Consider the following 24,341-nt stretch of genomic DNA (forward strand, 5'->3'; position numbering starts at 1 on the left):
GACGGTGTATCGTTCACGGAGGCGTTCGTGAGAGCCAGCCACGCCCTCGCAGCCAGCTTGGCGCTGCTGTTCGTGTCGTCCGGGAGCCCGGCGCAGATGACGCCCGCGCCGGTGCCCTCCGGGGCGCAATCGGCGCCCGCTGCCATAGCGATCATGGGCGCCTCCGGCCCGATATCCTGCGCCTATTGCGACCTGCGGGGCAGGAACCTCGCGGGGCTGGACCTGACCGGCGCCAACCTGACCGGCAGCGACCTGCAGGGCGCCAATCTCGCCGGCGCCAGGCTCGACGGCGCCGTGCTGGCGGGCGCCAATCTCTCGGGTGCGGACCTATCGGGGGCGCATCTGGCCCCGACGGCCCAAGGGCCGGCCGACCTGACGCATGCGAACCTTGCCGGGGCCAACCTGCGCAAGGCCGTGCTGACCGGCGCGCACCTGCCTTTCGCCGGGCTGGAAGGCGCCGACTTCAGCGACGCCGATCTGACCGGCGCCGTGCTGGGCCCCACGCCGGCGCTCGGCACGAGCAACGGGCGCCGGACATCGTTCCGGGGCGCCCGCCTGGACCGTCGCGCCGGGCTGGAGGCGGCGGCGGACCTGTCGGGCGTGATCTGGAACGAGCCGCAACCGGTGGCCGTGACGCCCGGCCCCGGCGGGGTCACCTGCGGCGCCTCCGACCTGTCTGGCGTGACCAATCCGGTCTTCGTCTCGCCCCAGGGGACCGACGGCGCCAGCTGCGGCGCAAGCCCGGCGGCGGCGTGCAAGACCTTCGCCCAGGCGCTGTCGCGCTGCACCCCGGCCGGCTGCGACGTGCTGGCCATGTTCGGCGCCTATGATCTGCCCGCGACCCTGGCGTTCAACGGCCAGACCACGCCGGCCGGGGCACGGCTGTATGGCGGCTGCGTCGCCGCCGCGCAGGCCGAGGCCGGGCTGAGCTCGCAGATCTCGGCGCCGCCCGGCGGGGCGCCGGCGGTGAGCGTGAACGGCACGATCCCGGTGGTGCTGGAGAACTTCAAGATCCTCGGCTCGGCCGCGGCGGGGACCAACAGCTCGCCCTCGGTGGCGGTGCAGATCGCGCAGGCGCCGAACGTCACCCTGACCAACAGCCTGGTGGTCGGAGGCAAGGGTGGAACGGGAGGGACCGGCGCCGCGATCGCCGCCGGGGCCCAGGGCGGCGGCGCGTCCGTCCAGACCGCCGGCACCAACCAGAGCTGCCCCGGCTCGAATGGCGGCGGCGGCGCGAACGGAATGGACGATGTCGGGTCCTACTCCGAATGCGTGTGGACCTGCGGCGACACGGGTTGCACCGGCGGCTCCGGGTCGCCCGGCAGCGGGTCGAACTGGGCCACGGGCGGCGGCCCGGGGACGCCGTTCGCGACGTTCTGCCCGCCCATGACGCCGAATGACGGCGGTGGCGCCGCCGGCGGGCAGAATGGCGGCTGCGGCACCGGCGGCACAGCATCGCCGAACCTCGTCGGCGCCTTCAACGGCGCGACCTGGGGGCCGGGCACAGGCGGAACCGGATCGGCCGGCGGAAACGCCGGCGGCGGTGGCGGCGGCGGAGCGGGCGGAGCCTATTGCGGCGTCTGCTTCCTCGTCCGGTTCCGCTACAGCGGGTCCGCCGGGGGCGGCGGCGGCGCCGGCGGCTGCGGCGGCCAGCCGGCACCGGGCGGGCAGCAGGGCGGCGCCTCCTTCGGGATCGTCGCCGCGGCCGGATCGGTGCTGACCCTCAACCAGACCCGCGTGGTCGCCGGCCGCGGCGGCGACGGCGGCGGCGGGGGCACCGGGGGCAACGGCGGCGCGGCCGGGGCCCATGCCGGCGGTTCCGGGACCAGCGGCTATGGCTATCACGGCGGCAAGGGCGGCGACGGCGGCGACGGCGGGGTCGGCGGCGGCGGCGGCGGCGGTGCCGGCGGCAATGGCGGCCCGTCCGCGGCGGTGGCGCTGGTCGGCGGCGCGAAGATCGGCGGGACCGGACCCGTCTACTATGTCGGCAGCTCGGGCAATTTCGGCGGCGGCGGTGCCGGCGGAACCAGCCCGGTCTGCCAGACGGGGCCGGTCGGGGCGCCGGGCGTGCTCGGGACGGCAGCCGAGACCCTGACCTATCCGTAGCGTGCTCCTGTCGGCCCGGTGGCGAGCGGGGAGTGCGCAGTGCCGATCAGCCGGTCGAGCGGGCGAGGCGCTGTCCGGAATCCAGGTGCCCCATCATCCAAAAGCGCGTCCGGCTATACCAGCGATCGGAACAGGTCGCGATACGCCTCGATCGCGAGGTCGGGCAGCCGAGCGGCCTCGTCGATCGGAATCCAGCGAATCTCGCTGTGCTCGTCGCCCAGCATCCGCGGCTCGCCTCCCGTCCAGCCGGTGATGACGAACACGTGGTACCGGACCTCGCCGTTCCTGGCCGGATCAGGGTCCGGCAGAGTCGCGACCAGACGGTGGCGGGCGGGCGTGACCGCGACTTCCTCCTGGACCTCCCGGACCAGCGCCTGTTCCGGGGTTTCCCCGGCCTCGCCATGGCCGCCAAGCACATCCCAGCAATCCGGATAGAACCGGCGCTGCGGCGTCCGGCGGCCCAGCAGGATGTGGCCGTCGCGCAGCAGGATGGCGCAGGCGATGTGCTTCATCAGCTCACCTCGAACATTGCCGGCGGCGGATTGTTGACATCGCGGTGATCGCCGTCGCGCTATGGCCTGTCTACCATAGGCAACGAACGAGGAGCTTTGCCCACCGTGCCGACCGAAGCCGATCTGCCCGACATTCTCGTCGTCACCGGCATCATGGCGGCGGGCAAGTCGACCGTGGCCCAGGCGCTGGCCGAAAGGCTGCCGTGGGCGGTGCATCTGCGCGGCGACCTGTTCCGGCGCATGATCGTCTCCGGCCGGGTCGAGGTGACGCCCGACCTGCCGGCCGAGGCGATGCGCCAGCTCGACCTGCGCCACGAGCTGGCGGCGACCGTGGCCGGGCGCTATGCCGAGGCCGGCTTCACCGTGATCTGGCAGGATGTGATCCTCGGGCCGACCCTGGCGCGGGCTTCCGGGCTGCTGCGCGGCCGGTCCTTCGGCATCGTCGTGCTGTGCCCGTCGCCCGAGGCCGTGGCCGGGCGCGAGGCGGGGCGCGCCAAGACGGGATACGGCGCCTGGACGCCCGCCGATCTGGACCGCGGCCTGCGCGCCGACACGCCGCGGCTCGGGCTGTGGCTCGACAGCTCGGCGATGACGGTCGGCGAGACCGTCGATGCGATCCTGGCCCGCGTCGCCGAGACCCGGAGGGGGCTGTCGTGACGGGCGCGGAGCAACTGGCTGTGGCGGCACGGACGCTGCTGGCCGGATTCGATCAGCCGGAGCTGGCCTCGTTCCTGGACGATTGGCCCGCGCCCGACGCGGCGCGGCGGGCGGACGAGCCCAGATCTCTGCCAGTGCTGCGCTGGCTTGACCGGCTGCCGCCGCTCGCCGTCGCGGACACCCGTGCACTGGTCGAAGGCGTCGTCGGGGCGGCAGCCGCTCTCGCCTGGGGCCAGACCTATGCGGCGGGCGATCTGGGCGAACGCTTCCTGGAACGCTACGGCTGGAGCGAGCTGATCGGCCTGCGCGGCCCGATCGCCAGCGATCGCCTGGCCTGTGGCGTCCTGCTGCTGGGGCCGAAGATCGAGTATCCGCCGCACAGCCATGCGGCGGAGGAGATCTACCTGCCGCTGGCCGGCACCGCCGAATGGCTGCGCGACGGGGAGGGATGGCGACAACGCCGGCCCGGCGAGCTGATCCACCACCCCTCCGGTATCGCCCATGCGATGCGCACGGGCGAGCAGCCGCTGCTGGCGCTGTATCTCTGGCGCGGCGGCGACCTGGCGCAGAAATCCAAGCTTCTGGGTGGAGGATCGATTGACCACGCATGAACGCTTCCTCGCCCAGGCGATCGAGCTGGCGCGGCGCAATGTCGAGGAGCAGGGCGGGCGGCCCTTCGGCGCGGTGCTGGTGCGCGACGGCGCGGTGGTCGCCACCGGCGTCAACCAGATGGGCGCCACCGGCGACCCGACGGCGCATGCCGAGCTGCAGGCGATCCGGGCGGCCGCCCAGGCGCTCGGCGCGCTGCGGCTCGACGGCTGCACCGTCTATGCCAGCGGCCATCCCTGCCCGATGTGCCTGGCCGCCATGACCATGACCGGCGTCGCCGCGGTGTACTATGCCCATTCCAACGACGAGGGCGCGCCCTACGGCCTGTCCACCGCCGGGGTCTATGCCGAGCTGGCCAGGCCGCCGGCCGACCAGGCGATGACCATCCGGCACCTTCCGGTGCGGCCGGACGGGCTCGACCTCTATGCCCTGTGGCGCGACCGGCTCAGGGCGCCCGGACCCGGGTCATGACGATGTCGACGGTGCTGCCGCCGCCCTGGGTCAGCACCGGGTGTCGGGTGTCGGTGACGAACAGTTGCCTGCCGCCGCGCTCGACCCGGGCCGAGACGGCGTAGCTGCGGCGCCGGTCGATCTGCGCCGGGTCGTAGGTCAGGGTGAAGGCGGCCGGCACGCGGACCGGGGCGATGCGCTGTTCGGCCACCACCGTCGACGGCGCGTCCGCCAGCGAGAGGTCGAGCAGCTGCACGATCAGCTCCGCATCCGCCGGCAGGGCGATGCGCTCGCGATAGGTCGCGGTGCCGGTGACCTCGGCGCTGGCGATGGGTGCGGGCGCCGGCGCAGTTTCCTGAGTCGGGCCGCAGGTGGCGAGAAGAAGTGCGGCCATCACGGCGGCCGCTGGAAGGAAAAGATGGTTCATCGGCGATCTCTCGACCCGGGTGCTGCTGTGCATCACGACAACGTTCGATGGCCCGATCCGTTGCGTTCTGCTGAATCGAAGGGCGAACGCAAAATTTCAATAAGCGCTTATTATAATTGCGAACAATTTTTCTCTGTATTGTCTCGATCGGAGAATGAGGAGTATGGATATCGTCTCATTTTGAGATCATTGACCTAGTGGGGGATTTGAATGGCCTCGATTGTAGGAACCGGCGGCAACGACTTCATTCACGTGCCCGGCCAGGGCGGCACCGCTCCCGGTTTCAACGACATGCCGGTCGCGACGGACGCCGGCGACGCCATCGACGGCGCCGCGGGCAACGACCGCATCATCGCCGGCGCGGGTGCCGACACCATCACCGGCGGGATCGGCAACGACACGATCGACGGTGGTGCCGGGGACGATCTGCTGCTCGGCGACGCCGGCGCCGACACGCTGGCGGGCGGCGCCGGTTTCGACACGCTGAGCTACGCCGCCAGTGCGGCCGGCGTGTCCTTCACCACCGGCGCCACGCCCGGCAGCGGCGGCGATGCCCAGGGCGACATCATCTATCAATACGCGTCGATCGAGAAATTCATCGGCTCCGCCTTCGCCGACACCATCACCGCCGATGCGGCCGTCGTAGACGGCGGGAATGGCGCCGATGTGCTGTCTTCGTTCAATTCCTACTATCAGGGTGCCAGAACCCTCTTCGGAGGAGCCGGCAACGACACGCTGACCGATGCCGGAACCAATGGTGGCACGCTTGTCGGAGGTGCCGGCGCAGACAGGCTGGTCGGCGCATCGAACGCCTTGACCATCATTTCCTATGCCGACAGCTCGGCCGGCCTCAGCATCAATCTGACCGGTGGGCGGAATGGCGGCAACCCGGGTGTCGGCGGCGATGCCGAAGGCGACATCCTCGTCAACATCTACCGCGCGGTCGGCAGCGCCTTCGACGATCATCTGACAGGCAGCGGCTACGGCGATCGTCTTCAGGGCGGGGACGGCAACGACATCATCTCGGGTCGCGGCGCCGGATTCGACTATGACTACCTGGACGGCGGGACCGGAAGCGATACCGCCGACTTCGGCTATAGTGCCATCGGCGTCACGGCCGATCTGGTGCAAGGGCAAACCAGCGCCCACACCTTTCTGACCTCCATCGAGAGCCTGGCCGGCAGCGGCTACGACGATGTGTTCACCGGCAATGACGAAGCTAACGGCCTGTGGGGCTTCGGCGGCAATGACAGCCTCGTGGGCGGCGGCAGCGGCGACACGCTGCGGGGCGGCGACGGCGACGACACGCTCGAAGGCGGCACCGGCAATGATCGCCTCGACGGCGGCGGTGGCATCGACATTGCGATCTATTCGCGGTCGAGCCTGGGGGTGACGGTCGATCTCGGGGCTGGTACCGGCCGCTTCGGCGATGCTCAGGGCGATGTACTGATCGGCGTCGAGAACATTGTCGGCTCCGCCCGCGGCGACACGCTGACCGGCAACAGCAGCGCCAACACACTGTCCGGCGAGGACAGCAATGACCGGCTGACCGGGGCCGGCGGTGCCGACGTCTTGAACGGCGGGGCCGGCGGGGACCTGTTCACCTACCGCGCCATCGGCGACAGCACCGTGGCGGTGGCGGGCCGCGACACGATCCAGGACTTCAACAGCCTGGAGCAGGACAGGATCGACCTCAGCCAGATCGATGCCGACGGCAATGCCGGCAACGGCACCTTCAGCTTCATCGGCAAAGGCGCCTTCACCGGGGCGGGGGCGGAGGTGCGCTTCGAGGTCTCGGGCAACGACCTGCTGGTGCAGGCCGATACGAATGGCGACAAGATCGCCGACTTCGCCATCCTGGTGCAGGGGAGCGCCACCCTGACCGCGGCCGATTTCGTGCTGTGACCGGGAGGGCGCCGGTTCCCGCGGGGATCGGCGCCCAGGCCCGGGTCAGTCGCGGAAGTTCAGATACTGCAGCGGCTGCTCGATCTTCAGGCCGCGGACCACGGCGATCGTGGCCTGCAGGTCGTCGATCTTCTTGCCGGTGACGCGCAGCTCGTCGCCCTGGATCGCGGCCTGCACCTTCTGCTTGCTGTCCTTGATCGCCTTGATGATGGTCTTGGCCAGGTCGCGGTCGATGCCCTGCTTCACCACCACCTCCTGCCGCACCATGTTGCCGGAGGCCTTCTCCACCGTCTTGAAGTCGAGCGCGCCGGCATCGAGCTTGCGCCGGGCGAAATAGCCGCGCAGCAGCTCGTGCATCTGCTTCAGCTTCAGGTCGTCGTCGGCCAGGATCGTCAGCGTATTCTCTTTACGTTCAAGCGTGCATTTCGACCCCTTGAAGTCGAAGCGCTGCGCCACCTCGCGGGTGACACCGCCGATGGCGTTGTCGACTTCGGTGAGGTCGGTCTTGGAGACGATGTCGAAGGACGGCATGACCATTCGCGGATCTGCGGAACCAGATCGGAGAGTCTAGCCGATTCCGCGGCGAATGGGAGCCTCCACGGCGGGGACGGGGCGATTGGCCGCCGCCGGCGCGCCGAAGGGCGCCAGCGTCGCGCCATGGCGCCGCAGCGCTTCCGGGAAATCCGGCCCGGCGAAGTAGCGATATTCCACCGCGCGCATCCCGGTGACCGGGTCGAGCGCGGCGAGCCGGGCATCGACCAGGCCGGGATGGCACATGATCACTGCCCGGTCCGACGTGGTCTCGAGCCAGCGTTCGAACAGCACGCCATAGCCGCGGTCGACGAAGTCATAGACGCCGCAGAAGCTGTCGTTCCGCCGCCCGGCCACGTCGGCAAGCACCGCGTCCGAGCGCAGGCTGAGCGCTTGCAGAGCGAGGGATTTCACGGCGAAGGGGCGGCGCAGGATCCGCCGCGGCCGGTCGCCGCAGCGCCGGATCCAGCGCGGGTGGATGCCGGCCGAGCGCAGCGTCAGCGCCAGGGTTTCCGCGACACCCGGCAGCAGATGGACATGCTGATGCCCGTCGATGAAGTCCGGGTCCCGGCCGAAGGCGGCAACGAAGGCGGCATGCTGCGCCTCGATCTCGGCCGACAGGGCGCCCGGCGGCAGCCGTCGCGCGAGGCTCAACCGGACCAGGGCGGCGAGGCTTGGGAAGCGTTGCCAGCCGGCACCAATGCGCAGCTGCGGCGACAGCGGGGCGAAGGGCCCCGTGAGGCAGAGATGCAGGCCGATCTCGACCGGCCCGGCGGCGGGCAGGTCGCGCAGCAGCCTGGCCGCCTCGGGCCAGAACGTCCCGACGGTCAGGCAGCTGGTGCCGGACAGGCGGCCCTCGGCCAGCAACTGGCGGATCGCCAGCGACACGCCGGGGGCGAGACCGTAATCATCGGCGACCAGCGTGATACGCCTCAAGGACATGGCTCATTTCTTCCACACGGTCGCGCCGCATGTGCTCGGCGACGACATAGAGGGGGCGGTCCTTCACCTCGTCGAGGATCTGGCCGAGATACTCGCCGAGGATGCCGAGATTGATCAGCAGCACGCCGCCGATCAGCACCAGGATGGCGATCACGCCGGGCACGCCGGGCAGCGCCACGCCTTCGGCCAGGCAGACGACCGTGATCCACAGCCCGTAGGCGAAGGCGGTGAAGGCCATGGCGAAGCCGAGCAGCGTCGAGATCCGGAGCGGCATCCGGCTGAACGAGGTGACGCCGTTGAGCGACAGCAGCAGCAGCTTCCAGAACGACCATTTCGTGACGCCGCCGATCCGCTCCGCCGGCTGGTAGTCGATCCGGCGCTGCTGGAAGCCGACCCAGACCGACAGGCCCTTGAAGAACCGGCCGCGCTCGCGCATGCCGCGCAGCGCCTCGGCAGCCCGGGCCGACAGCAGGCGGAAATCGGCCGCGTCCGGCGTGATGCGGAAGGTGTTGCCGGCATTCATCAGCCCGTAGAAGGACTTGACCAGCAGGCGGTAGACCGGCCCGGTCTCTCGCCGGCGGCGCACGGCGTAGACGATGTCGTCGCCGTCGACCAGCCAGTGGCGGACGAAGGTGTCGATCAGCTCCGGCGGGTGCTGGCCGTCCGAATCCATGAACACCACCGCGTCGCCCATGGCGGCATCGAGGCCGGCGGTCAGCGCCGCCTCCTTGCCGAAGTTGCGGCTGAGGCGGATCAGCTCGACCCGCACCCGGCCCTCCGGCAGGGCGGCGACGATCCCGGCGCTGCCGTCGCGGCTGCCGTCGTCGACATAGATCGCCTCGACCGCCAGGCCGTGCGCCTCGTCGAGCCGGGCAGCCAGGGCCTCGAGCTGTCGATGCAGCGCCGCCACCGAATCCGCCTCGTTGTACAGCGGCACGACGATCGACAGGCGGCGCGGGGTGGTGCGGAGGGTGTGGTTCATCATGGCCCTCATGAGCCGGGGCAGGTGACGGCCGGGGCGGCCCGGCCGGGAAGCACGGCGAGCCAGACGGTGCGGCTTGCGAGCGGCGTGCCGAGCGCCGTCCGCGCCGGCCAGGCATAGGCGGTGACGTCCTGCGGGCAGAGGCCGGCGATCGGGCGGCCTGGCACAGGGACACGCCGGGAGGCGTAGATGGCGCCGCCGTGTACGACGCTGTCCTGGTCGACCCAGGGCGACAGCACCGGGTCCGCATCCTCGAACACCTGCGGCCGCGCGGTGCCGTAGAGGGAGATGGTCCCGGCCTCCGGGATGGTGCCGATGACGGTCTCCGGCGCGTCGGGCTGGCTGTTCCGCCACAGCGACTCGGCCGCAGCGGACAGGGCCGGGCCATCGAGATTCATGATGTTCGGCCTGCCGGACAGGCCGGGCTTGACCAGCATCAGCACCACGAAGCCGATCATGAAGGCCGGCGCCAGGGTGAGGGCAGCGGTGCGGAAGCGCGACAGTCCGGGGGTTGCAAGCGCCGGCAGGAGCAGCGCCAGGAGCGGCGGGGCGGCCAGCACGAAGCTCATGCCCCACATCGTCCGGATCCGGATGCCGGTGGCGGCGGAGGCCAGGGCGAGGACGCCGATCGGGACCAGGTAGACGAAGGCGAGATACAGCCCCGCCGGGGAGCGAAGCCGCTGCCGGGCGAGATGGAGGAGGACGGCGATCCGCTTGCGCCCCAGCGGGCTGAGCCCGATCGCCGCCGCCAGCAGCATCGGCGCGATGGCGAAGGCCTGGTCGCCGAGGAAGGCGAGGGGGCCGATCAGGTGGCCTGCCGGGCCGGTCAGGGTGCCGTCACTGCGCTCGGCCAGATAGCTCAGCGTGGTGAAATCGTTCTGCGCCAGCCACAGCAGATGCGGCGCGATCACCAGCAGGCAGGCCGCCAGCGCGAGATAGAGGCCGGGCCGGGCGAAGTGCCGCCGGCCGGCGGGTGACAGCAGCAGATAGGCCAGCAGCGTCGCCAGCAGCACGCCGATCGAATACTTCGCCAGCAGGCCCAGCCCTGCGGTGAGGCCGGTCAGGACCCACCAGGCCGCGCGGTCGCGGGTGACGGCCCGCCAGAACAGCGCCATGGTCCAGGCCCAGAAGGCGAACTGCACGGTGTTCGGGTTGAAGCGCGGCGCGGCATAGGTGGTGTAGTGCGTCAGGGCCAGCAGCACGACCGCGACCAGCGCGGCCCGGCGCCCGGCGATGTCGCGCGTCAGCAGCCAGATGCCGGCGAAGGCGGCGGCGATGAAGCCCTGGCTCAGCGCGTAATAGGCCCAGTTGGCGCTGCCGAACACGGCGTGCACGAGCTCGGAGGACCAGGCCGCCAGCGGCGGGTGCTTGTGGTAGCCCCAGAGCCAGTGCTGCCCCCAATAGAGCCCTTCGAGCGTGTCGGGGTGCAGGTTGCCGGCCAGCCAGGCCGGCAGCAGGCTCCAGGCCAGGAAGCCGGCGCCGAGGAAGGCAGGGACCCAGAGGGACTGGATATCATGGGCGGCCGGGAGGACCGCTCCGGCCGACGCCGGGCCGGGACGCTGCGTCCCCAGCGCGGTCGGGGACTCGGTAACGGATTGGACCGCCTCGGTGCTCACGATGTCGTCGCTGCTCAATGGGAACGCTTTGTCTCAGTCCCGGCCGATGGTGGTCGGGAACGCGTCGCCATTAGAAATAATGTCTCTTCCGAGGTTCCGGTATTTACAGTTTCGTATAGATTTTCGATACGTTGTTTGCTTATCGGTGTGAGGTTTCGCCGAAGTTAAAGTATTGTGGAGAGAAATTAATAATTCGGTTCTGTCTGAGTAGATTGATGAAAAGCTGTGATCTGTTTGTGTGGAAGGAAAGCGCTGCTGCGTGCCAGCCCACAAAAGACAAAGGCCCGCCGGCAATTGCGGCGGGCCTTGCTGGACCGGGAACGGGACGCGTTCGGTCAGTCGGCGCGTTCGGCGACCTGGGTGTTCGGCGCGTAGATGAAGCCGTAGGTCGGATAGACCGAGGTCCCCATCTGGCCGGTCGGCTGATGCCAGAAGCGGGTCTGGCTCCAATCGTTCTTCGCCGACACGTCGATCACCCGGGCCGGCTCGTTCACCCGGCCGCGCGGTGCCCAGTTGGCCTGGTCGACGATGATCTCGCGGGAGCTGACCACCCGGCGCACCACCGCGACATGGCCGCGCCGCATCGAACCATAACGCTTCAGCACGATCACCGAGCCGGCGACCGGCATGCGGCCGCGGTTGTAGCGGCCGGCAGCGGCGTCCCACCAGCGCCAGGCGTCGCCGGAGATCTCGAAGCCGGTCAACTCGCGAGCGAAGGGAACGCAGGACCAGCGGCGATGCTGGGCCTTGAGCGTCGAGACGCGCTGGATCTGCCGCTGCTCGGTGACGTTGCGGGCCGTCAGCTGGGTGCGCGGAATCGGCGCATCGATCGCAGCGGAGGTCTGGGGGCGAGTTCGGGGCGCCGGTGCGGCGGCCGTCTTCCGCTCGGTGCTCGGTGCCGGGCTGGCCGTCTGATCCGTCGCCGCCTGGCTGGCGCCCGCGGCGTTGCGGACCGCGCCTTCGACCTGATCGCTGGGCTGGCCGGCGGCTGCGGCAGCCGCGGCATTCAAATCGCGGGTGCTGCGCGATGCGGCATGTGCAGTTTCGCCGAGAAGGGCGACGCTGCAGACCAGCGTTAACAGACTTGCAGTGAGGACACTGAGTGGGCGCTTGGCCCGAGTTTGCGTTCTGATTCTGAGGTCATAGTCAGTGTCGCGGGTCATCACTGGCCCGTCCCCCCTGCGCTGTTTCAACCGGACTGCACTCGCTCCCTTGGCGCTCCAAACGGATGCAGCGCCTTTCCGTCCGGCTCGTCCGGTGACCCCAGTCACCGCCCCCTCACCGGCAAGATCGGTTAGTAACATTCTGAAATATTCCCGCCAAGCAAAAATGACACGGTTTCGCCCGATTCCTGCCCGCTTTGGAATGCCAGTACAGAAGCGGTGCGGGTTCATGTATTGCAGGCGGGCGTAAAAAAATTATTCGACTTTTGTGCAGTGCATGGGTCGTTTCGGTTGCCTATTCGTCCAACCGTCGACACGATGCTGGAAAGTCGAGGGGTTCAATTGATTGGTAAGACTATTTAAAGGCAGGGAGGCGAAGCGGTTGCCAACACCTTCATCGTCCGACAAAAGCGGCGGATGTTCCGGTTTCGGACCTTGCGGCGAAGCAGCAAGCTACGCGTCCGGCGCATAGCAGGGTATCGGGCGCCCTGGCCGCCTTCCGCCGGCCGCGCTACAACCTTCCTTCGAGATTCGGCGGCCGGATGCGCCGCGAAGAGGAGATCGGACCCGATGCAGCTCACCGACTCGAAGCTTTTCCGCCAGCAATGCTACATCGACGGCCGCTGGGCCGACGCCGATGACGGGCGGGTGATCGAGGTCACCAACCCGGCCGGCGGCGCCAGGCTGGGCTCCGTGCCGCGGGCCGGTGCGGCCGAGACCCGTCGCGCCATCGCCGCCGCCGACAAGGCCTGGCCGGCCTGGCGCGCCAAGACGGCGCAGGAGAGGTTCACGATCCTGCGCCGCTGGTTCGAGCTGATGCTGGCGAATCAGGAGGACCTGGCGAAGCTGATGACGGCGGAGCAGGGCAAGCCGCTGGCCGAGAGCCGCGGCGAGATCGCCTACGCCGCCAGCTTCGTCGAGTGGTTCGCCGAGGAGGGCAAGCGGATCTACGGCGACACCATCCCGGCGCCGGCCGGCGACCGCCGCATCGTCGTGATCAAGCAGCCGATCGGGGTCTGCGCCGCGATCACCCCCTGGAACTTCCCGGCCGCGATGATCACCCGCAAGGCCGGCGCGGCGCTGGCGGCAGGCTGCACCATGGTGGTCAAGCCGGCCAGCGAGACGCCCTATTCGGCCCTGGCCCTGGCCGAGCTGGCGGAGCGTGCCGGCATCCCGGCCGGCGTGTTCTCGGTCGTCACCGGCAGCGCCGGCGAGATCGGCGGCGAGATGACGTCGAGCCCGACCGTGCGGAAAGTGACCTTCACCGGGTCGACCGAGATCGGCAAGCTGCTGATCCAGCAATCGGCTTCCACGGTGAAGAAGGTCTCGATGGAGCTGGGCGGCAACGCGCCCTTCATCGTCTTCGACGATGCCGATCTCGACGCCGCGGTGCAGGGGGCCATCGCCTCCAAGTACCGCAACACCGGCCAGACCTGCGTCTGCGCCAACCGCCTGCTGGTGCAGGACGGGGTGTACGACGCCTTCGCCGCCAAGCTGGCCGAGGCGGTCGGCAAGCTGAAGGTCGCCGACGGCATGACCGACGGCGCGCAGCAGGGGCCGCTGATTAACATGAAGGCGGTCGAGAAGGTCGAGGAGCACATCGCCGACGCGGTCGAGAAGGGGGCCCATGTCGCCCTCGGCGGCAAGCGCCACGCCCTCGGCGGCACCTTCTTCCAGCCGACGATCCTGACCGATGTGACGCCGGAGATGAAGGTGGCGAAGGAGGAGACCTTCGGCCCGCTGGCGCCGCTGTTCCGGTTCAAGACCGAGGAGGAGGCGATCCGCATGGCCAACGACACCGAGTTCGGCCTGGCCTCCTATTTCTACAGCCGCGACATCGGCCGGATCTGGCGGGTCGGCGAGGCGTTGGAATATGGCATCGTCGGCATCAACGAAGGCCTGATCTCGACCGCCGTCGCGCCCTTCGGCGGGGTGAAGGAAAGCGGGCTCGGCCGCGAGGGCTCGCATTACGGCATCGAGGACTATCTGGAGGTCAAATACCTGTGCATGGGCGGGCTCAACCGGTGACCGGGACCCTTTCACCGCAGGAGCAGGGCAAGCGCGCCGCGGGCGAGGCCGCGGCGGCGCTGGTCGAGGACGGCATGCGGCTCGGCCTCGGCACCGGGTCGACCGTGCGCTGGGTGCTGGAGGCGCTGGGCCGCCGCATCCGGGAGGAGGGGCTGCGCGTCACCGGCATCCCGACCTCCGAGCAGACGGCCGAGCGGGCGCGCGCGCTCGGCATCCCCCTGACCGACTTCGCCGCGACGGAGGCGCTGGACCTCTGCATCGACGGCGCGGACGAGGTCGAGCGCGGCACGCTGCGCCTGATCAAGGGGCTGGGCGGAGCGCTGCTGCGCGAGAAGATCGTGGCCGAGGCCTCGGCGCGGTTCATCGCCGTGGTCGACGCCTCGAAGATCGTCGCGGTGCTCGGCGAGAAGGCGCCGCTGCCGGTCGAGGTCACCGCCTTCGGCTGGGAGGCGACGGCCCGTCGCCTCTCGGCCCTCGGCGGCGCCCCGGTGCTGCGGCAACGCGACGGCGCTGCGGTCCGCACCGATGGCGGCAACCTGGTCCTGGACTGCGGCGGCTTCGCGCCGATCCGCGACCCGGACGGGCTGCAGCGGGCGGTCAAGTCGATCGCCGGCGTGGTCGAGACCGGTCTGTTCCTCGGCGGTGCCGAGCAGGCGATCATCGGCCAGGCGGACGGCACGACGACCTCGCTGCAGCCCTCGCGCTGACGGGGCAGGCATAGCGGCCCTGCGGGTCGAACGGGCTTGCCTGGATGGGGTTCCGCGGCCCAAATGCCGGGTGAACCCCTTCCCGCGCGGCCGGTCCTCGGCCGCGCCGCTTTGACCGCGCCAGGCGGTCCGGACATGCCATGAGCGGATTCGATTTCGACTATTTCGTCATCGGCGGCGGCTCGGGCGGCGTGCGCTCGGCCCGCATCGCGGCGCAGCACGGTGCCCGCGTCGGCATTGCCGAGGAGCGCTACTGGGGCGGCACCTGCGTCAATGTCGGCTGCGTGCCGAAGAAGCTGCTGGCCATGGCGGCGCATTTCTCGGCCGATTTCGAGGACGCTGCCGGCTTCGGCTGGACCGTGCCGGGCGCGACCCATGACTGGGCCACGCTGATCGCCCGCAAGGATGCCGAGATCGGGCGGCTGAACGGCATCTATCGCACCCTGCTGACCAATGTCGGCGCCACCATGTTCGACGCCCGGGCCGTGCTGGTCGACGCCCACACGGTCGAGGTCGGCGGCCAGCGTGTGACCGCCGACCGCATCCTGGTCGCGACCGGCGGCTGGCCGGTGCTGCCGGACAAGCCCGGCGTGCGCGAGCATGCCTTCACCTCGAACGAGGCGTTCCATCTGGAACGGATGCCGCAGCGCGTGGTGATCGTCGGCGGCGGCTACATCGCGGTCGAGTTCGCCGGCATCTTCCACGGCCTCGGCGCCGAGGTGACGCTGGTGCATCGCGGCGACATGGTGCTGCGCGGCTTCGACGACGACCTGCGGGTCCATCTCGCCACCGAGATGGGCAAGGCCGGGGTCAATCTGCGCCTCGGCTGCAATGTCGAGGGCATCGCCAAGGTCGGCGACGCCCTGGCGGTGACGCTGAGCAATGACGAGGTGATCGCCGCCGACGGGGTGATGTACGCCACCGGCCGCAAGCCGAATTCGGCGGGGCTGGGGCTCGAGACGGTCGGGGTCGCGGTCGATGCCGACGGCGCCATCGCTGTCGACGAGCACTACCGGACCAGCGTGCCCAACATCTACGCGCTGGGCGATGTCACCGACCGGCTGAACCTGACGCCGGTGGCGATCGCCGAGGGCCATGCCCTGGCCGACACGCTGTTCGGCGGCCGGCCGCGGGTGCCGTCCTACGAGAACGTGCCGACGGCGGTGTTCTCCAATCCGCCGATCGGCACGGTCGGGCTGACCGAGGCGGCGGCGCGGCAGCGCCATGGCGAGGTCGACGTCTACCGCGCCGTGTTCCGGCCGATGCGCCACACCTTGTCGGGCCGCGAGGAGCGGACGCTGATGAAGCTGGTGGTCGACCCGGCGACCGACCGGGTGCTGGGCTGCCACATGGTCGGGCCGGACGCGCCGGAGATCGTCCAGGGCCTGGGCATCGCCCTGACCTGCGGCGCCACCAAGGCGCAGTTCGACGCCACCATCGGCATCCACCCGACCGCGGCGGAGGAGTTCGTGACCATGCGCAGCAAGGTCGAGCGCCCGGCCAGCCCCGGCCTGGCGCAATGACGGATTCGCCGCAGAACATCTATGACGATCCGACCTTCTTCGCCGGCTATGCCGCGCTGCGCGAGGCCGAGAGCGGGCTGAACGCGGTGCTGGAGCAGCCGGCCTTCGCTCGGTTGCTGCCGGCCTCGCTGGCGGGTCTGCACATCCTCGATCTCGGCTGCGGCTTCGGCGACTTCGCCCGCAGGGCCCGGGCGCAGGTTGCCGCCTCGGTCCTCGCAGTCGATGTCTCGGAGAAGATGTTGGCGGAAGCCCGGCGGCGCACGGCCGATCCGGCCATCCGCTACGAGCAGGCCTCGATCGAGACGGCGGCGATGGGTGAAGGCGGCTTCGACCTGATCGTGTCGTCGCTCGCCCTGCACTACGTCGCGGACTATCCGGCCGCGGTCCGGCGGATCGCGGCGGCCCTGGCACCTGGCGGCCGCTTCGCCTTTTCGGTCGAACACCCGATGTGCACTGCCCTGGGCGGCAGCCAGTGGCAGTGCGACGCCGAAGGGCGAAGGCTGCATTGGCGGGTCGACCGCTATGGCGAGGAAGGGCCGCGGCAGACCCGCTGGTTCGTCGACGGCGTGGTCAAGCACCATCGCACGATCGAGACCTATGTCGGCACCCTGATCGCCGCCGGGCTGGTGCTGGCGCGGCTGGAGGAGCCCGGCCCGGTGCCGGAGGCGGTGGCGTCCCGGCCGGGGCTGGAGGAGGAACGCCGCCGGCCCCCCTTCCTGCTGCTTGCCGCGGACAAGCCGGCATAGCGGCCGCCGACCGCACGCCGTTCTTGTCATGAGAGGGCTGCGCTGCGACGCTGGCAAAGCCGGGGGCGCGGGCGTATAGCCTCACATCCGGTCCCGTCCGCAAGGGAGAGCGTGGGCGGGGGCGCAAGGTGCGGAGTGTACGGTGATGGCGGAACGGTGGACCCCTGACTCCTGGCGCGCGATGCCGGTGAGGCAGATGCCGCAATATCCCGACGCAGCCAAGCTGGCGGCGGCGGAGCAGACCTTGTCGAAATACCCGCCGCTGGTCTTCGCCGGCGAAGCCCGCTCGCTGAAGTCGGCGCTGGGTCGAGTCGCCGCGGGCAAGGCGTTCCTGCTGCAGGGCGGCGACTGCGCCGAGAGCTTCGCCGAGTTCCACCCGGACAAGATCCGCGACACCTTCCGCGTGCTGCTGCAGATGGCGGTGATCCTGACCTTCGGCGGCGGCCTGCCGGTGGTGAAGGTCGGCCGCATGGCCGGGCAGTTCGCCAAGCCGCGCTCCGCCGACATGGAGACGATCGACGGCGTCTCGCTGCCCTCCTACCGCGGCGACATCGTCAACGGCGTCGGGTTCGACGAGGCGTCGCGCATCCCCGATCCGGCCCGCATGGTGCAGGCCTTCAACCAGTCGGCGGCGACGCTGAACCTGCTGCGCGCCTTCGCCCAGGGCGGCTATGCCGACCTGCACAAGGTGCATCAGTGGAATCTGGGCTTCGTCACCCGGTCGCCGCAAGGTGAGCGCTACGAGGCTTTCGCCAGCCGGATCGACGAGGCGCTGGAGTTCATGGCCGCCTGCGGCGTCACCGCAGAGACCACGCCGGCGATCCGCGAGACCGATTTCTACACCAGCCACGAGGCGCTGCTGCTGCCCTATGAGCAGGCGCTGACCCGGATCGACAGCACCACCGGCGACTGGTACGACGTCTCGGCCCATCTCCTGTGGATCGGCGACCGCACCCGCCAGGCCGACGGCGCCCATGTCGAGTTCCTGCGCGGGGTGAAGAACCCGCTGGGCCTGAAATGCGGCCCGTCGCTGGACCCCGACGATCTGATCCGCCTGATCGACGCGCTGAACCCGGACAACGAGGCCGGGCGGCTGACCCTGATCGTGCGCATGGGCGCCGACAAGGTCGTCGACAAGCTGCCGCCGCTGCTGCGCCGGGTGCGCGACGAGGGCCGCACCGTGGTCTGGTGCTGCGACCCGATGCATGGCAACACCATCAGCTCGCCCTCCGGCTACAAGACCCGGCCGTTCGACCGGATCCTGTCCGAAGTGCGCGACTTCTTCGACGTGCACCGGTCCGAGGGCACCCATCCCGGCGGCGTGCATTTCGAGATGACCGGCGAGGACGTCACCGAATGCACCGGCGGCGCCCAGGCCATCACCGACGAGGCACTGTCGCTGCGCTACCAGACCGCGGTCGACCCGCGGCTGAACGCCAGCCAGTCGCTGGAGCTGGCCTTCCTGATCGCCGAGAAGCTGAAGCAGGAGCGCAGCGCCCAGGACGCGGCCCGCCGGGCCGCGGCTGCGGAATAGCAACCCAGGGAACGGCGTCCATGACCCCTTCGGTCGACGAACTGTCGCGCTGGACCGACAAGTATTTCCTGCGCACCAAAGGGATCGTGGAGCGCTTCGGCGACACCCGCGTCACCTATGCCGTGTTCATGCGCCGGCCGGTGGTGGCGGCGCCGCGGCTGGCGATCGAATGGCTGCAGCAGGTGGCGAAGGAGCGTGGCTTCACGGCCGAGATCGAGCTGCGCTACGCCGAAGGCAAATGGGTCGGATCGGGCGAGCCGCTGCTCTACATCACCGGCCCGCTGCGCCATCTGGTCGATTGCGAGACGGTGCTGCTGCAGAAGCTGGGCCCCGCCTGCGTCGCCGCCTACAACGCCTACACCATGTGCGCCGAGCTGTCCCGCGCCGCCTTCCTGGCGATGGATGCGCGGCATTGCGCCGGCACCGAGATGGCGGAGCTGATGGCCTATGCCGCCAGCGTCGGCTCGGCCCGCGCCCGGCGCAAGCACGACGCCAAGGGCTTCGTCGGCAATGCCACCGACGCCACGGCGCATTTCTTCGGCCAGACCGACGGCCTCGGCACCATGCCGCATGCCTTGATCGGCTATGCCGGGTCGACCATCCGTGCCGCGGAGATGTTCCACGAGGTGTTCCCGGACGAGGCGCTGACCGTCCTGGTCGACTATTTCGCCCGCGAGGTCACCGACGCGCTCGAGGTCTGCCGCCGCTTCCCGGACATGGCGGCGGCCGGCCGGCTGTCGGTCCGCATCGACACCGGCGGCGGCCGTTACATGGAAGGGCTGGACCCCGCCGCATCCTACGCGGTGCTGGAGCGCCACGTGCCCGAGGCGGTGCGCGGCTATCGCAGCGAGGAGGAGCTGCGCCACCTGATCGGCACCGGCGTCTCGGCCGCAGCGATCCACCATCTGCGCGACAGGCTGGACGAGGCCGGTTTCGGCAAGGTGAAGATCGTCGCGTCCAGCGGCTTCAGCCCGGCCAAGTGCCGGGTGATGGCGCTGGCCAAGGCGCCGATCGACGTGGTCGGCACCGGCAGCTTCCTGCCGGAGCGCTGGAGCGAGACCTACGCCACAGCCGACATCGTCGAATATGATGGCAAGCCGATGGTCAAGGTCGGCCGCGAATGGCTGCTGCGGCTGCGCCCGGACGGCAGCGCCCGGCCGGGGCCGGACACCATGGCGGGCTCCGGGATCTGACGGCCGGACTCAGGACGGCGACGGTTTGCGCCGCCGGGCGCGCGGCGTCTCGCCGTCCTCGTCATCGGTGTCGTCGACCGTGCCCCGCTCGATGTCGCGCTCGACCGAGGCGCTGAGCCGCTGGAACAGGCCGAGGCCGAGCATCATGCCGGTGCCGGCCACGATCAGCGCGGTCGGGTACAGCAGCAGGTTCACGTCGTCGCGGGCCACCTTGAAGATCACCACCAGGGCTTCGAGGAAGACGGCGATGATCATGGTCGAGATGAACTTGGTCAGGCTCTTGCGCACCTCTGAGGCGCGGCGCCGCTCCTGGCCGCGCGCGACCTCCTCCTCCAGCAGGTATTTGGCGACGTCGAAGACGGCGATGGCGATGATCAGATAGCCGATGACGTCCAGCATCGCGGTGTCGGTCGCGGCATGCGGCGTCTGGAAGGTCGTCACCACCGAATAGATCGCATAGCCGGTCAGCCCGGCGGCCAGAAGCATCAGGATGACGCTGACGAGAAAGAAGGCCAGGCGGGAAACCAGTTCCATGAATGCCTCCCGAAGGCGCGGCGGTGTGTGCCGACCCGCCGCGTGCTAGCTTCGGGCTGCCCTGTCTGCCGGAGCCCGATCGTTACGTGAACCACCGCTTGGCCACTCCGTTCCCTTTGCCCGCCGCCGTGGCGCCGGAGGTCCTGTGCCGGCCGATCCCCTGGCGCGACCCGGTCGACGCCTTCGCCGCGATCCGCCACCGGCCCCGGCCGGTGCTGCTCGATTCGGCGCTGGTCGACGGCACGCGGGGCCGCTGGTCGCTGGTCGCGGCCGATCCGTTCCGGTGGGTCGAGGTCGGCGCCGCGGAGGCGCCGGCCGATCCCTTCGGCGCCATCGCCGCGCTGCTGGCCCGGTATCGGGTCGAGCCCGATGGGGAACTGCCGCCGCTCGGTCCCGGCGCGATCGGGGTTCTCGGCTACGAGGCCGGGCGCTTCGCCGACCGCATGCCGGCGCCGCAGCCTGTCGGGCTCAACCTGCCGGACATCGCCTTCGGCCTCTATGACTGCGTCGCCGTGTTCGACGCGGTGCGGCAGCGCGCCTGGGTGCTGTCGACCGGCTGGCCGGAGGAGGATTCCGTGGGCCGCCGTCACTGGGCGCAGGCGCAGGCCGACGACCTCGCAGCAGCGATCGCCGGCGCCCCGCCGCTGCCACCGCCCGACGCCACGCCCCGCGGCGTCTGGCGGTCGGAAATGCCGGCGGATGGCTATCGCGACGGCGTCCGCCGGATCCGCGACTGGATCGCCGCCGGCGACATCTACCAGGCCAACCTGACCCAGCGTTTCCTGGCCGACCTGCCGGACGGGCTCGACCCGTTCACGCTGCACCGCCGTCTGCGCGCCCTGTCGCCGGCTCCCTTCGCCGCCTTCCTCGACCTGGGGCAGGGACGCTGGATCGCCAGCGCCTCGCCGGAGCGGTTCCTTGCCGTCGACCCGACGGGGCGGGTCGAGACCCGGCCGATCAAGGGCACCCGGCCGCGTGGCGTCGATCCGGCGACGGACGCGGCGCTGGCGGCGGAGCTGCAGGCCAGCGCCAAGGACCGGGCCGAGAACCTGATGATCGTCGACCTGCTGCGCAACGACCTGTCGAAGGTCTGCGCCGTCGGCAGCGTGCGGGTGCCGGTGCTGTGCGGGCTCGAGACCTTCCCCCGGGTCCATCACCTGGTCTCGGTGGTGGAGGGGCGGCTGGCGCCGGGGCGCGACGCGGTCGACCTTCTGCGCGCCTGCTTCCCCGGCGGCTCGATCACCGGCGCGCCGAAGATCCGGGCGATGGAGATCATCCGGGAGCTGGAGCCGGCGCGGCGCGGGCCCTATTGCGGCTCGGTCGTCCATCTCGGCTTCGACGGTTCGATGGATTCCAGCATCGTCATCCGGACGCTGTGTGGCGCCGGAGGGCAGGTCGCGGCCCAGGCCGGCGGCGGCATCGTCTATGATTCCGACCCGGACGCCGAATATGACGAGGCCATGGTGAAGGTCCGGCCGCTGCTGCAGGCCCTGGCGGGAGCCGGTTGATGCCCTGGCTGAACGGCCAGCTGCTGGCCGAAACGGCGCGGATCGACCCGGCCGATCGCGGCTTCACCCTCGGCGACGGGCTGTTCGAGACCATCCGGGTGCGCGACGGCGCCGCGGTCTGGCTGGACCGGCATCTGGCGCGGCTGGCCGAGGGCAGCGCCGTGCTGGGCATCCCGGCGCGCTTCGACGATGCCGCCTTGGCCGAGGCCTGCGCCGCGGTGATCGCGGCCGAAGGGATCGCGGCGGGGGTGTTGCGGCTGACCGTGAGCCGCGGGGTCGGGCCTCGCGGTGTGCTGCCGCCAGTCGCGCCGTCTCCGACCGTGCTGATCACCGGCGCGGCCGGGCTGCCGCCGCAGGGGCCGGTGGCGCTGGTCGTCGCCCGCGGCACCTGCCGCAACCAGGCCTCGCCGCTCAGCCGGGTGAAGTCGCTGAACTACCTCGACGCGGTGCTGGCCCGGCGCGAGGCGGCGGAGCGCGGCGCCGACGACGCGGTGATGCTGAACACCGCGGGCCGGGTGGTCGAGACCAGCATCGCCAACCTGTTCGCCCGGCTCGACGGAGCCTGGACGACACCGCCGGTGGCGGAGGGGGCCCTGCCGGGGATCATGCGGGCCGAGGTGCTTGCCCGATTGCGGGCAGGGGAGCAGCCGCTGATGGTCGAGGATCTGCAGCGGGCGGATGCGTTGCTGCTGACCAATGCCCTGTCGGTCCGTGCCGCGGCCCGGCTGGAGGGTGCGGCGCTGTCCGCCGGTGACGAGACGGCCGCCAAGCTGCGCCAGGAACTCGGGCTGGCAGCCAGATAGGGTTGAGCCGTCAGTGATACCAGCGGCCGTTGAGTTCGACTCTTCGCTCCTCCCGTCATGGCCACGCCCCTTCGGGGCTCGCCATGACGAGTCAATATTTCGAGCCGTTGGTATAAGACAGCTCTACAGCCGCGGATGGTCGGCGAAGAAGCGCCAGATATGCGGCGTGGCCGTGAAGCCGGGGGTGTCGGTGCCGTCCGGCCAGGCATGGATGCCGCCCTCGACCACGTCGAACCGCACCGCGGTCCCGGCCCGGCAGTCCGGATAGTCCTCCACCTTGATGCCCAGCACCGTCGCCCGCGCCACCGGCTGGGCCTGGCACCCGTCGAAGGCGGCCCAGAAGGTGACCGACTCCTGCACCGGTGGGAACTTGGCGCGGGCATAGCTCTCGCGCTCGGCGGTGCCCTTGAACGGGACCGCCTCGTCGTCGGTGCCGTGGATGTGGATCACGGAGACCGGGCGGCTCGGGGTGCAGGACGGCACCAGGATCGCGCCCGACACCACGGCGACCCCGGCGAAGATGTCGCCGGCCTCGCAGGCCAGGCGATAGGCCATCATGCCCCCGGCGGAGAAGCCTGCGGCATAGATTCGATGGCGGTCGACCGCGCGCTCCTGCTCGATCGTCGACACCAGGGCGCGCAGGAAACCGACATCGTCGGCGTCCTGCCGCATCGCCGCGCCGCAGCAGTCGCCGGCGTTCCAGCTGAACTGGCCGGCGGTCTCGGCGGTCGGCTTCAGGCGGCCGGTGCCGTTCGGATAGGCGACGATGAAGCCCTCCGCATCGGCCTCGGCGCTGAAGCCGGTCAGGGCGATGGCGCTGTCGGCGTTGGCGCCGCCGCCATGCAGCACCACCACCAGCGGCAGCGGGTTGCCGCCCGCCGCGGCCGGCGGCAGGTGCAGGGTATAGCTGCGGGAGACGCCGTCGACCGGCAGCGTCGCGTCGACATCCGTGCCGGCGGCGCGGCCGGGCGCCGTCGAGAGCAAGAGTGCGAGGATCGCGACCGGGAAAGCCAGCGCCTGGGAGAGCCGTCGAGTCATGTCTGCCGCTTCGGATAGGTTCGCCGCAGGATAGCGTGCGCGGCGCTGCCTCACGCCCGCGATGAAGGGTCGCGGAGCCGCCGCTATCCGCCGGCCCCGCCGTGGCGCTTGCCGGAATCCTGTGCCAGTTGCTCGATCAGCCCGACGAGCTCGCGATGCGCCGGGGTCGTGGGATTGCGCAGGACGGAAGTCGGCTGGTCCTCGGTCAGGCGGCTCAGCCGCGCCAGGGTGCGGATGCGCTGCCGCCGGGTCTGCTTCAGATCGGAGGAGCGGTGCCGGAACAGGATCCGGGCCAGCTCGCCGTCGCCGAACAGCTCGTTCAGCTCGGCGGCGGTCGTGTAGATCAGGAACAGCACCAGGATCCAGATCTGGATGAACAGGAACCGGTGCCAGGAGAACTGCTCGGCCAGGGCGGCGCCGAAGCCGACGACCTGGCCGGTCTCCACGATGTGGTGGATGAGGGCCTCGAGCAGCCGGGCGATGAAGACGAAGACCCAGTAGACGAAGGTCTTGAACAGGATCGGCAGGATCAGCGGCGCGTTGTCGAAGCGGCGCAGGAACGGCATCTTGTCGGCGACCAGCACCGCCTTGCCGACCACCAGCGCTGCCGTGGTCGCGACCAGGAAGTTGATCGACCGGGCGAGGTATTCGGACAGCACCAGGTTCTGCGTGAACACGATCAGGTTGAAGCCGACCAGGAAGAACAGGGTCGGCGGCAGGACGTGGCGGATCTCATCGCCGAGATGGCGGAGAATGCGGTGCAGGCGGCTGTCCTGCGCCGCCAGGGAAGTGCTGGCCATCGACCGTCTCCGGTGATCGGGATCGTT

At 70.4% G+C, this 24,341-nt stretch carries 23 protein-coding genes; 13 read left to right on the forward strand and 10 right to left on the reverse strand.

What is annotated here, in order from left to right; all coding sequences use genetic code 11:
• The first annotated feature begins 27 nt into the window (after positions 1–27).
• Entirely contained in the window at positions 28–2,106 is a 2,079-nt protein-coding gene (locus tag FFK22_RS42875; RefSeq protein ID WP_186002431.1) for a pentapeptide repeat-containing protein, read from the forward strand.
• A gap of 113 nt (positions 2,107–2,219) precedes the next feature.
• On the opposite strand, the gene FFK22_RS42880 is transcribed toward FFK22_RS42875, so the two are convergent.
• Positions 2,220–2,618 carry an NUDIX hydrolase gene (locus FFK22_RS42880; protein WP_186002432.1) on the reverse strand — a complete coding sequence of 133 codons (399 nt, stop codon included), beginning with the start codon at positions 2,616–2,618 and terminating at the stop codon, positions 2,220–2,222.
• A 105-nt stretch (positions 2,619–2,723) separates the two neighbouring features.
• Here FFK22_RS42880 and FFK22_RS12295 point away from each other — a divergent pair, with 105 nt between their 5' ends.
• From FFK22_RS12295 to FFK22_RS12305, 3 genes are read left to right on the forward strand one after another with little or no spacing between them, the layout of a single operon-like run.
• On the forward strand, positions 2,724–3,275 hold the full coding sequence (locus FFK22_RS12295) for an AAA family ATPase (RefSeq protein WP_306770100.1): 552 nt from the start codon (positions 2,724–2,726) through the stop codon (positions 3,273–3,275).
• Entirely contained in the window at positions 3,272–3,886 is a 615-nt protein-coding gene (locus tag FFK22_RS12300; protein WP_186002433.1) for a dimethylsulfonioproprionate lyase family protein, read from the forward strand. Before FFK22_RS12295 ends, FFK22_RS12300 begins: the two co-directional genes overlap by 4 nt.
• On the forward strand, positions 3,873–4,355 hold the full coding sequence (locus tag FFK22_RS12305; RefSeq protein ID WP_138889894.1) for a nucleoside deaminase: 483 nt from the start codon (positions 3,873–3,875) through the stop codon (positions 4,353–4,355). The genes FFK22_RS12300 and FFK22_RS12305 overlap by 14 nt, the downstream gene beginning before the upstream one ends.
• Here the strand turns inward: FFK22_RS12305 and FFK22_RS12310 are convergent.
• Positions 4,330–4,761, reverse strand: a complete 432-nt coding sequence (locus FFK22_RS12310; protein WP_221938551.1) for a YbaY family lipoprotein — start codon at positions 4,759–4,761, stop codon at positions 4,330–4,332. The genes FFK22_RS12305 and FFK22_RS12310 overlap by 26 nt on opposite strands.
• A gap of 210 nt (positions 4,762–4,971) precedes the next feature.
• Here FFK22_RS12310 and FFK22_RS12315 point away from each other — a divergent pair, with 210 nt between their 5' ends.
• Positions 4,972–6,666, forward strand: a complete 1,695-nt coding sequence (locus tag FFK22_RS12315) for a calcium-binding protein (protein ID WP_138889896.1) — start codon at positions 4,972–4,974, stop codon at positions 6,664–6,666.
• A gap of 45 nt (positions 6,667–6,711) precedes the next feature.
• Here FFK22_RS12315 and FFK22_RS12320 read toward each other — a convergent pair whose 3' ends face one another.
• From FFK22_RS12320 to FFK22_RS42885, 5 genes are all read right to left on the reverse strand, one after another.
• The gene (locus tag FFK22_RS12320) at positions 6,712–7,203 is read right to left on the reverse strand and encodes a YajQ family cyclic di-GMP-binding protein (protein WP_221938552.1); all 492 of its coding nucleotides are present in this window, start codon (positions 7,201–7,203) and stop codon (positions 6,712–6,714) included.
• Between the two features lie 30 nt (positions 7,204–7,233).
• Entirely contained in the window at positions 7,234–8,139 is a 906-nt protein-coding gene (locus FFK22_RS12325; RefSeq protein WP_138889897.1) for a ChbG/HpnK family deacetylase, read from the reverse strand.
• The gene (locus FFK22_RS12330; protein WP_221938553.1) at positions 8,105–9,121 is read right to left on the reverse strand and encodes a glycosyltransferase family 2 protein; all 1,017 of its coding nucleotides are present in this window, start codon (positions 9,119–9,121) and stop codon (positions 8,105–8,107) included. The genes FFK22_RS12325 and FFK22_RS12330 overlap by 35 nt, the downstream gene beginning before the upstream one ends.
• 8 nt (positions 9,122–9,129) lie before the next feature.
• Positions 9,130–10,737 (reverse strand): glycosyltransferase family 39 protein, encoded by a 1,608-nt coding sequence (locus FFK22_RS12335; protein WP_138889899.1) that lies wholly within the window; start codon positions 10,735–10,737, stop codon positions 9,130–9,132.
• 335 nt (positions 10,738–11,072) lie between these two features.
• Entirely contained in the window at positions 11,073–11,747 is a 675-nt protein-coding gene (locus tag FFK22_RS42885; protein ID WP_186002434.1) for a CHAP domain-containing protein, read from the reverse strand.
• Between the two features lie 723 nt (positions 11,748–12,470).
• Between FFK22_RS42885 and gabD the strand changes: the two genes are divergently transcribed.
• From gabD to FFK22_RS12370, 6 genes are all read left to right on the forward strand, one after another.
• Positions 12,471–13,928, forward strand: a complete 1,458-nt coding sequence (gene gabD, locus FFK22_RS12345) for an NADP-dependent succinate-semialdehyde dehydrogenase (protein ID WP_138889901.1) — start codon at positions 12,471–12,473, stop codon at positions 13,926–13,928.
• Entirely contained in the window at positions 13,925–14,635 is a 711-nt protein-coding gene (rpiA, locus tag FFK22_RS12350; protein WP_138889902.1) for a ribose-5-phosphate isomerase RpiA, read from the forward strand. Before gabD ends, rpiA begins: the two co-directional genes overlap by 4 nt.
• A 140-nt stretch (positions 14,636–14,775) precedes the next feature.
• Positions 14,776–16,158 carry a glutathione-disulfide reductase gene (gene gor / locus FFK22_RS12355; RefSeq protein ID WP_138889903.1) on the forward strand — a complete coding sequence of 461 codons (1,383 nt, stop codon included), beginning with the start codon at positions 14,776–14,778 and terminating at the stop codon, positions 16,156–16,158.
• Entirely contained in the window at positions 16,155–16,904 is a 750-nt protein-coding gene (locus tag FFK22_RS12360) for a bifunctional 2-polyprenyl-6-hydroxyphenol methylase/3-demethylubiquinol 3-O-methyltransferase UbiG (protein WP_138889904.1), read from the forward strand. The genes gor and FFK22_RS12360 overlap by 4 nt, the downstream gene beginning before the upstream one ends.
• Before the next feature lie 145 nt (positions 16,905–17,049).
• The gene (locus FFK22_RS12365; protein ID WP_138889905.1) at positions 17,050–18,438 is read left to right on the forward strand and encodes a class II 3-deoxy-7-phosphoheptulonate synthase; all 1,389 of its coding nucleotides are present in this window, start codon (positions 17,050–17,052) and stop codon (positions 18,436–18,438) included.
• A gap of 20 nt (positions 18,439–18,458) precedes the next feature.
• Positions 18,459–19,631: a nicotinate phosphoribosyltransferase gene (locus tag FFK22_RS12370; protein WP_138889906.1), complete on the forward strand. Its 1,173-nt coding sequence runs from the start codon at positions 18,459–18,461 to the stop codon at positions 19,629–19,631.
• A gap of 9 nt (positions 19,632–19,640) precedes the next feature.
• Here the strand turns inward: FFK22_RS12370 and FFK22_RS12375 are convergent, their stop codons facing one another.
• Complete coding sequence (locus FFK22_RS12375) at positions 19,641–20,165, reverse strand: GNAT family acetyltransferase (protein WP_138889907.1); 525 nt, start codon at positions 20,163–20,165, stop codon at positions 19,641–19,643.
• Between the two features lie 86 nt (positions 20,166–20,251).
• Between FFK22_RS12375 and pabB the strand changes: the two genes are divergently transcribed.
• Positions 20,252–21,673, forward strand: coding sequence for an aminodeoxychorismate synthase component I (gene pabB / locus FFK22_RS12380; RefSeq protein ID WP_221938554.1), 1,422 nt, complete (start codon positions 20,252–20,254; stop codon positions 21,671–21,673).
• Positions 21,673–22,476, forward strand: coding sequence for an aminotransferase class IV (locus tag FFK22_RS12385; RefSeq protein WP_138889909.1), 804 nt, complete (start codon positions 21,673–21,675; stop codon positions 22,474–22,476). The genes pabB and FFK22_RS12385 overlap by 1 nt, the downstream gene beginning before the upstream one ends.
• 123 nt (positions 22,477–22,599) lie before the next feature.
• Here FFK22_RS12385 and FFK22_RS12390 read toward each other — a convergent pair whose 3' ends face one another.
• Positions 22,600–23,514 carry a PHB depolymerase family esterase gene (locus FFK22_RS12390; RefSeq protein ID WP_138889910.1) on the reverse strand — a complete coding sequence of 305 codons (915 nt, stop codon included), beginning with the start codon at positions 23,512–23,514 and terminating at the stop codon, positions 22,600–22,602.
• An 83-nt stretch (positions 23,515–23,597) separates the two neighbouring features.
• Complete coding sequence (locus FFK22_RS12395) at positions 23,598–24,314, reverse strand: hypothetical protein (RefSeq protein WP_138889911.1); 717 nt, start codon at positions 24,312–24,314, stop codon at positions 23,598–23,600.
• Between the last annotated feature and the right edge of the window lie 27 nt (positions 24,315–24,341).

It is taken from the genome of Mycobacterium sp. KBS0706, from assembly GCF_005938675.2.
Classification (GTDB): domain Bacteria; phylum Pseudomonadota; class Alphaproteobacteria; order DSM-16000; family Inquilinaceae; genus Inquilinus.

Bases quoted from the DNA above. Each gene is read 5' to 3' on its own strand.
- FFK22_RS12320 (WP_221938552.1), bottom strand. From the start codon at position 7,203: ATGGTCATGCCGTCCTTCGACATCGTCTCCAAGACCGACCTCACCGAA.
- FFK22_RS12315 (WP_138889896.1), top strand. From the start codon at position 4,972: ATGGCCTCGATTGTAGGAACCGGCGGCAACGACTTCATTCACGTGCCC.
- FFK22_RS12375 (WP_138889907.1), bottom strand. From the start codon at position 20,165: ATGGAACTGGTTTCCCGCCTGGCCTTCTTTCTCGTCAGCGTCATCCTG.
- FFK22_RS12310 (WP_221938551.1), bottom strand. From the start codon at position 4,761: ATGAACCATCTTTTCCTTCCAGCGGCCGCCGTGATGGCCGCACTTCTT.
- FFK22_RS12395 (WP_138889911.1), bottom strand. From the start codon at position 24,314: ATGGCCAGCACTTCCCTGGCGGCGCAGGACAGCCGCCTGCACCGCATT.
- FFK22_RS12365 (WP_138889905.1), top strand. From the start codon at position 17,050: ATGGCGGAACGGTGGACCCCTGACTCCTGGCGCGCGATGCCGGTGAGG.
- FFK22_RS12370 (WP_138889906.1), top strand. From the start codon at position 18,459: ATGACCCCTTCGGTCGACGAACTGTCGCGCTGGACCGACAAGTATTTC.
- FFK22_RS12390 (WP_138889910.1), bottom strand. From the start codon at position 23,514: ATGACTCGACGGCTCTCCCAGGCGCTGGCTTTCCCGGTCGCGATCCTC.
- FFK22_RS12330 (WP_221938553.1), bottom strand. From the start codon at position 9,121: ATGAACCACACCCTCCGCACCACCCCGCGCCGCCTGTCGATCGTCGTG.
- FFK22_RS42880 (WP_186002432.1), bottom strand. From the start codon at position 2,618: ATGAAGCACATCGCCTGCGCCATCCTGCTGCGCGACGGCCACATCCTG.
- FFK22_RS12385 (WP_138889909.1), top strand. From the start codon at position 21,673: ATGCCCTGGCTGAACGGCCAGCTGCTGGCCGAAACGGCGCGGATCGAC.
- FFK22_RS12325 (WP_138889897.1), bottom strand. From the start codon at position 8,139: ATGTCCTTGAGGCGTATCACGCTGGTCGCCGATGATTACGGTCTCGCC.
- gor (WP_138889903.1), top strand. From the start codon at position 14,776: ATGAGCGGATTCGATTTCGACTATTTCGTCATCGGCGGCGGCTCGGGC.
- FFK22_RS12360 (WP_138889904.1), top strand. From the start codon at position 16,155: ATGACGGATTCGCCGCAGAACATCTATGACGATCCGACCTTCTTCGCC.
- gabD (WP_138889901.1), top strand. From the start codon at position 12,471: ATGCAGCTCACCGACTCGAAGCTTTTCCGCCAGCAATGCTACATCGAC.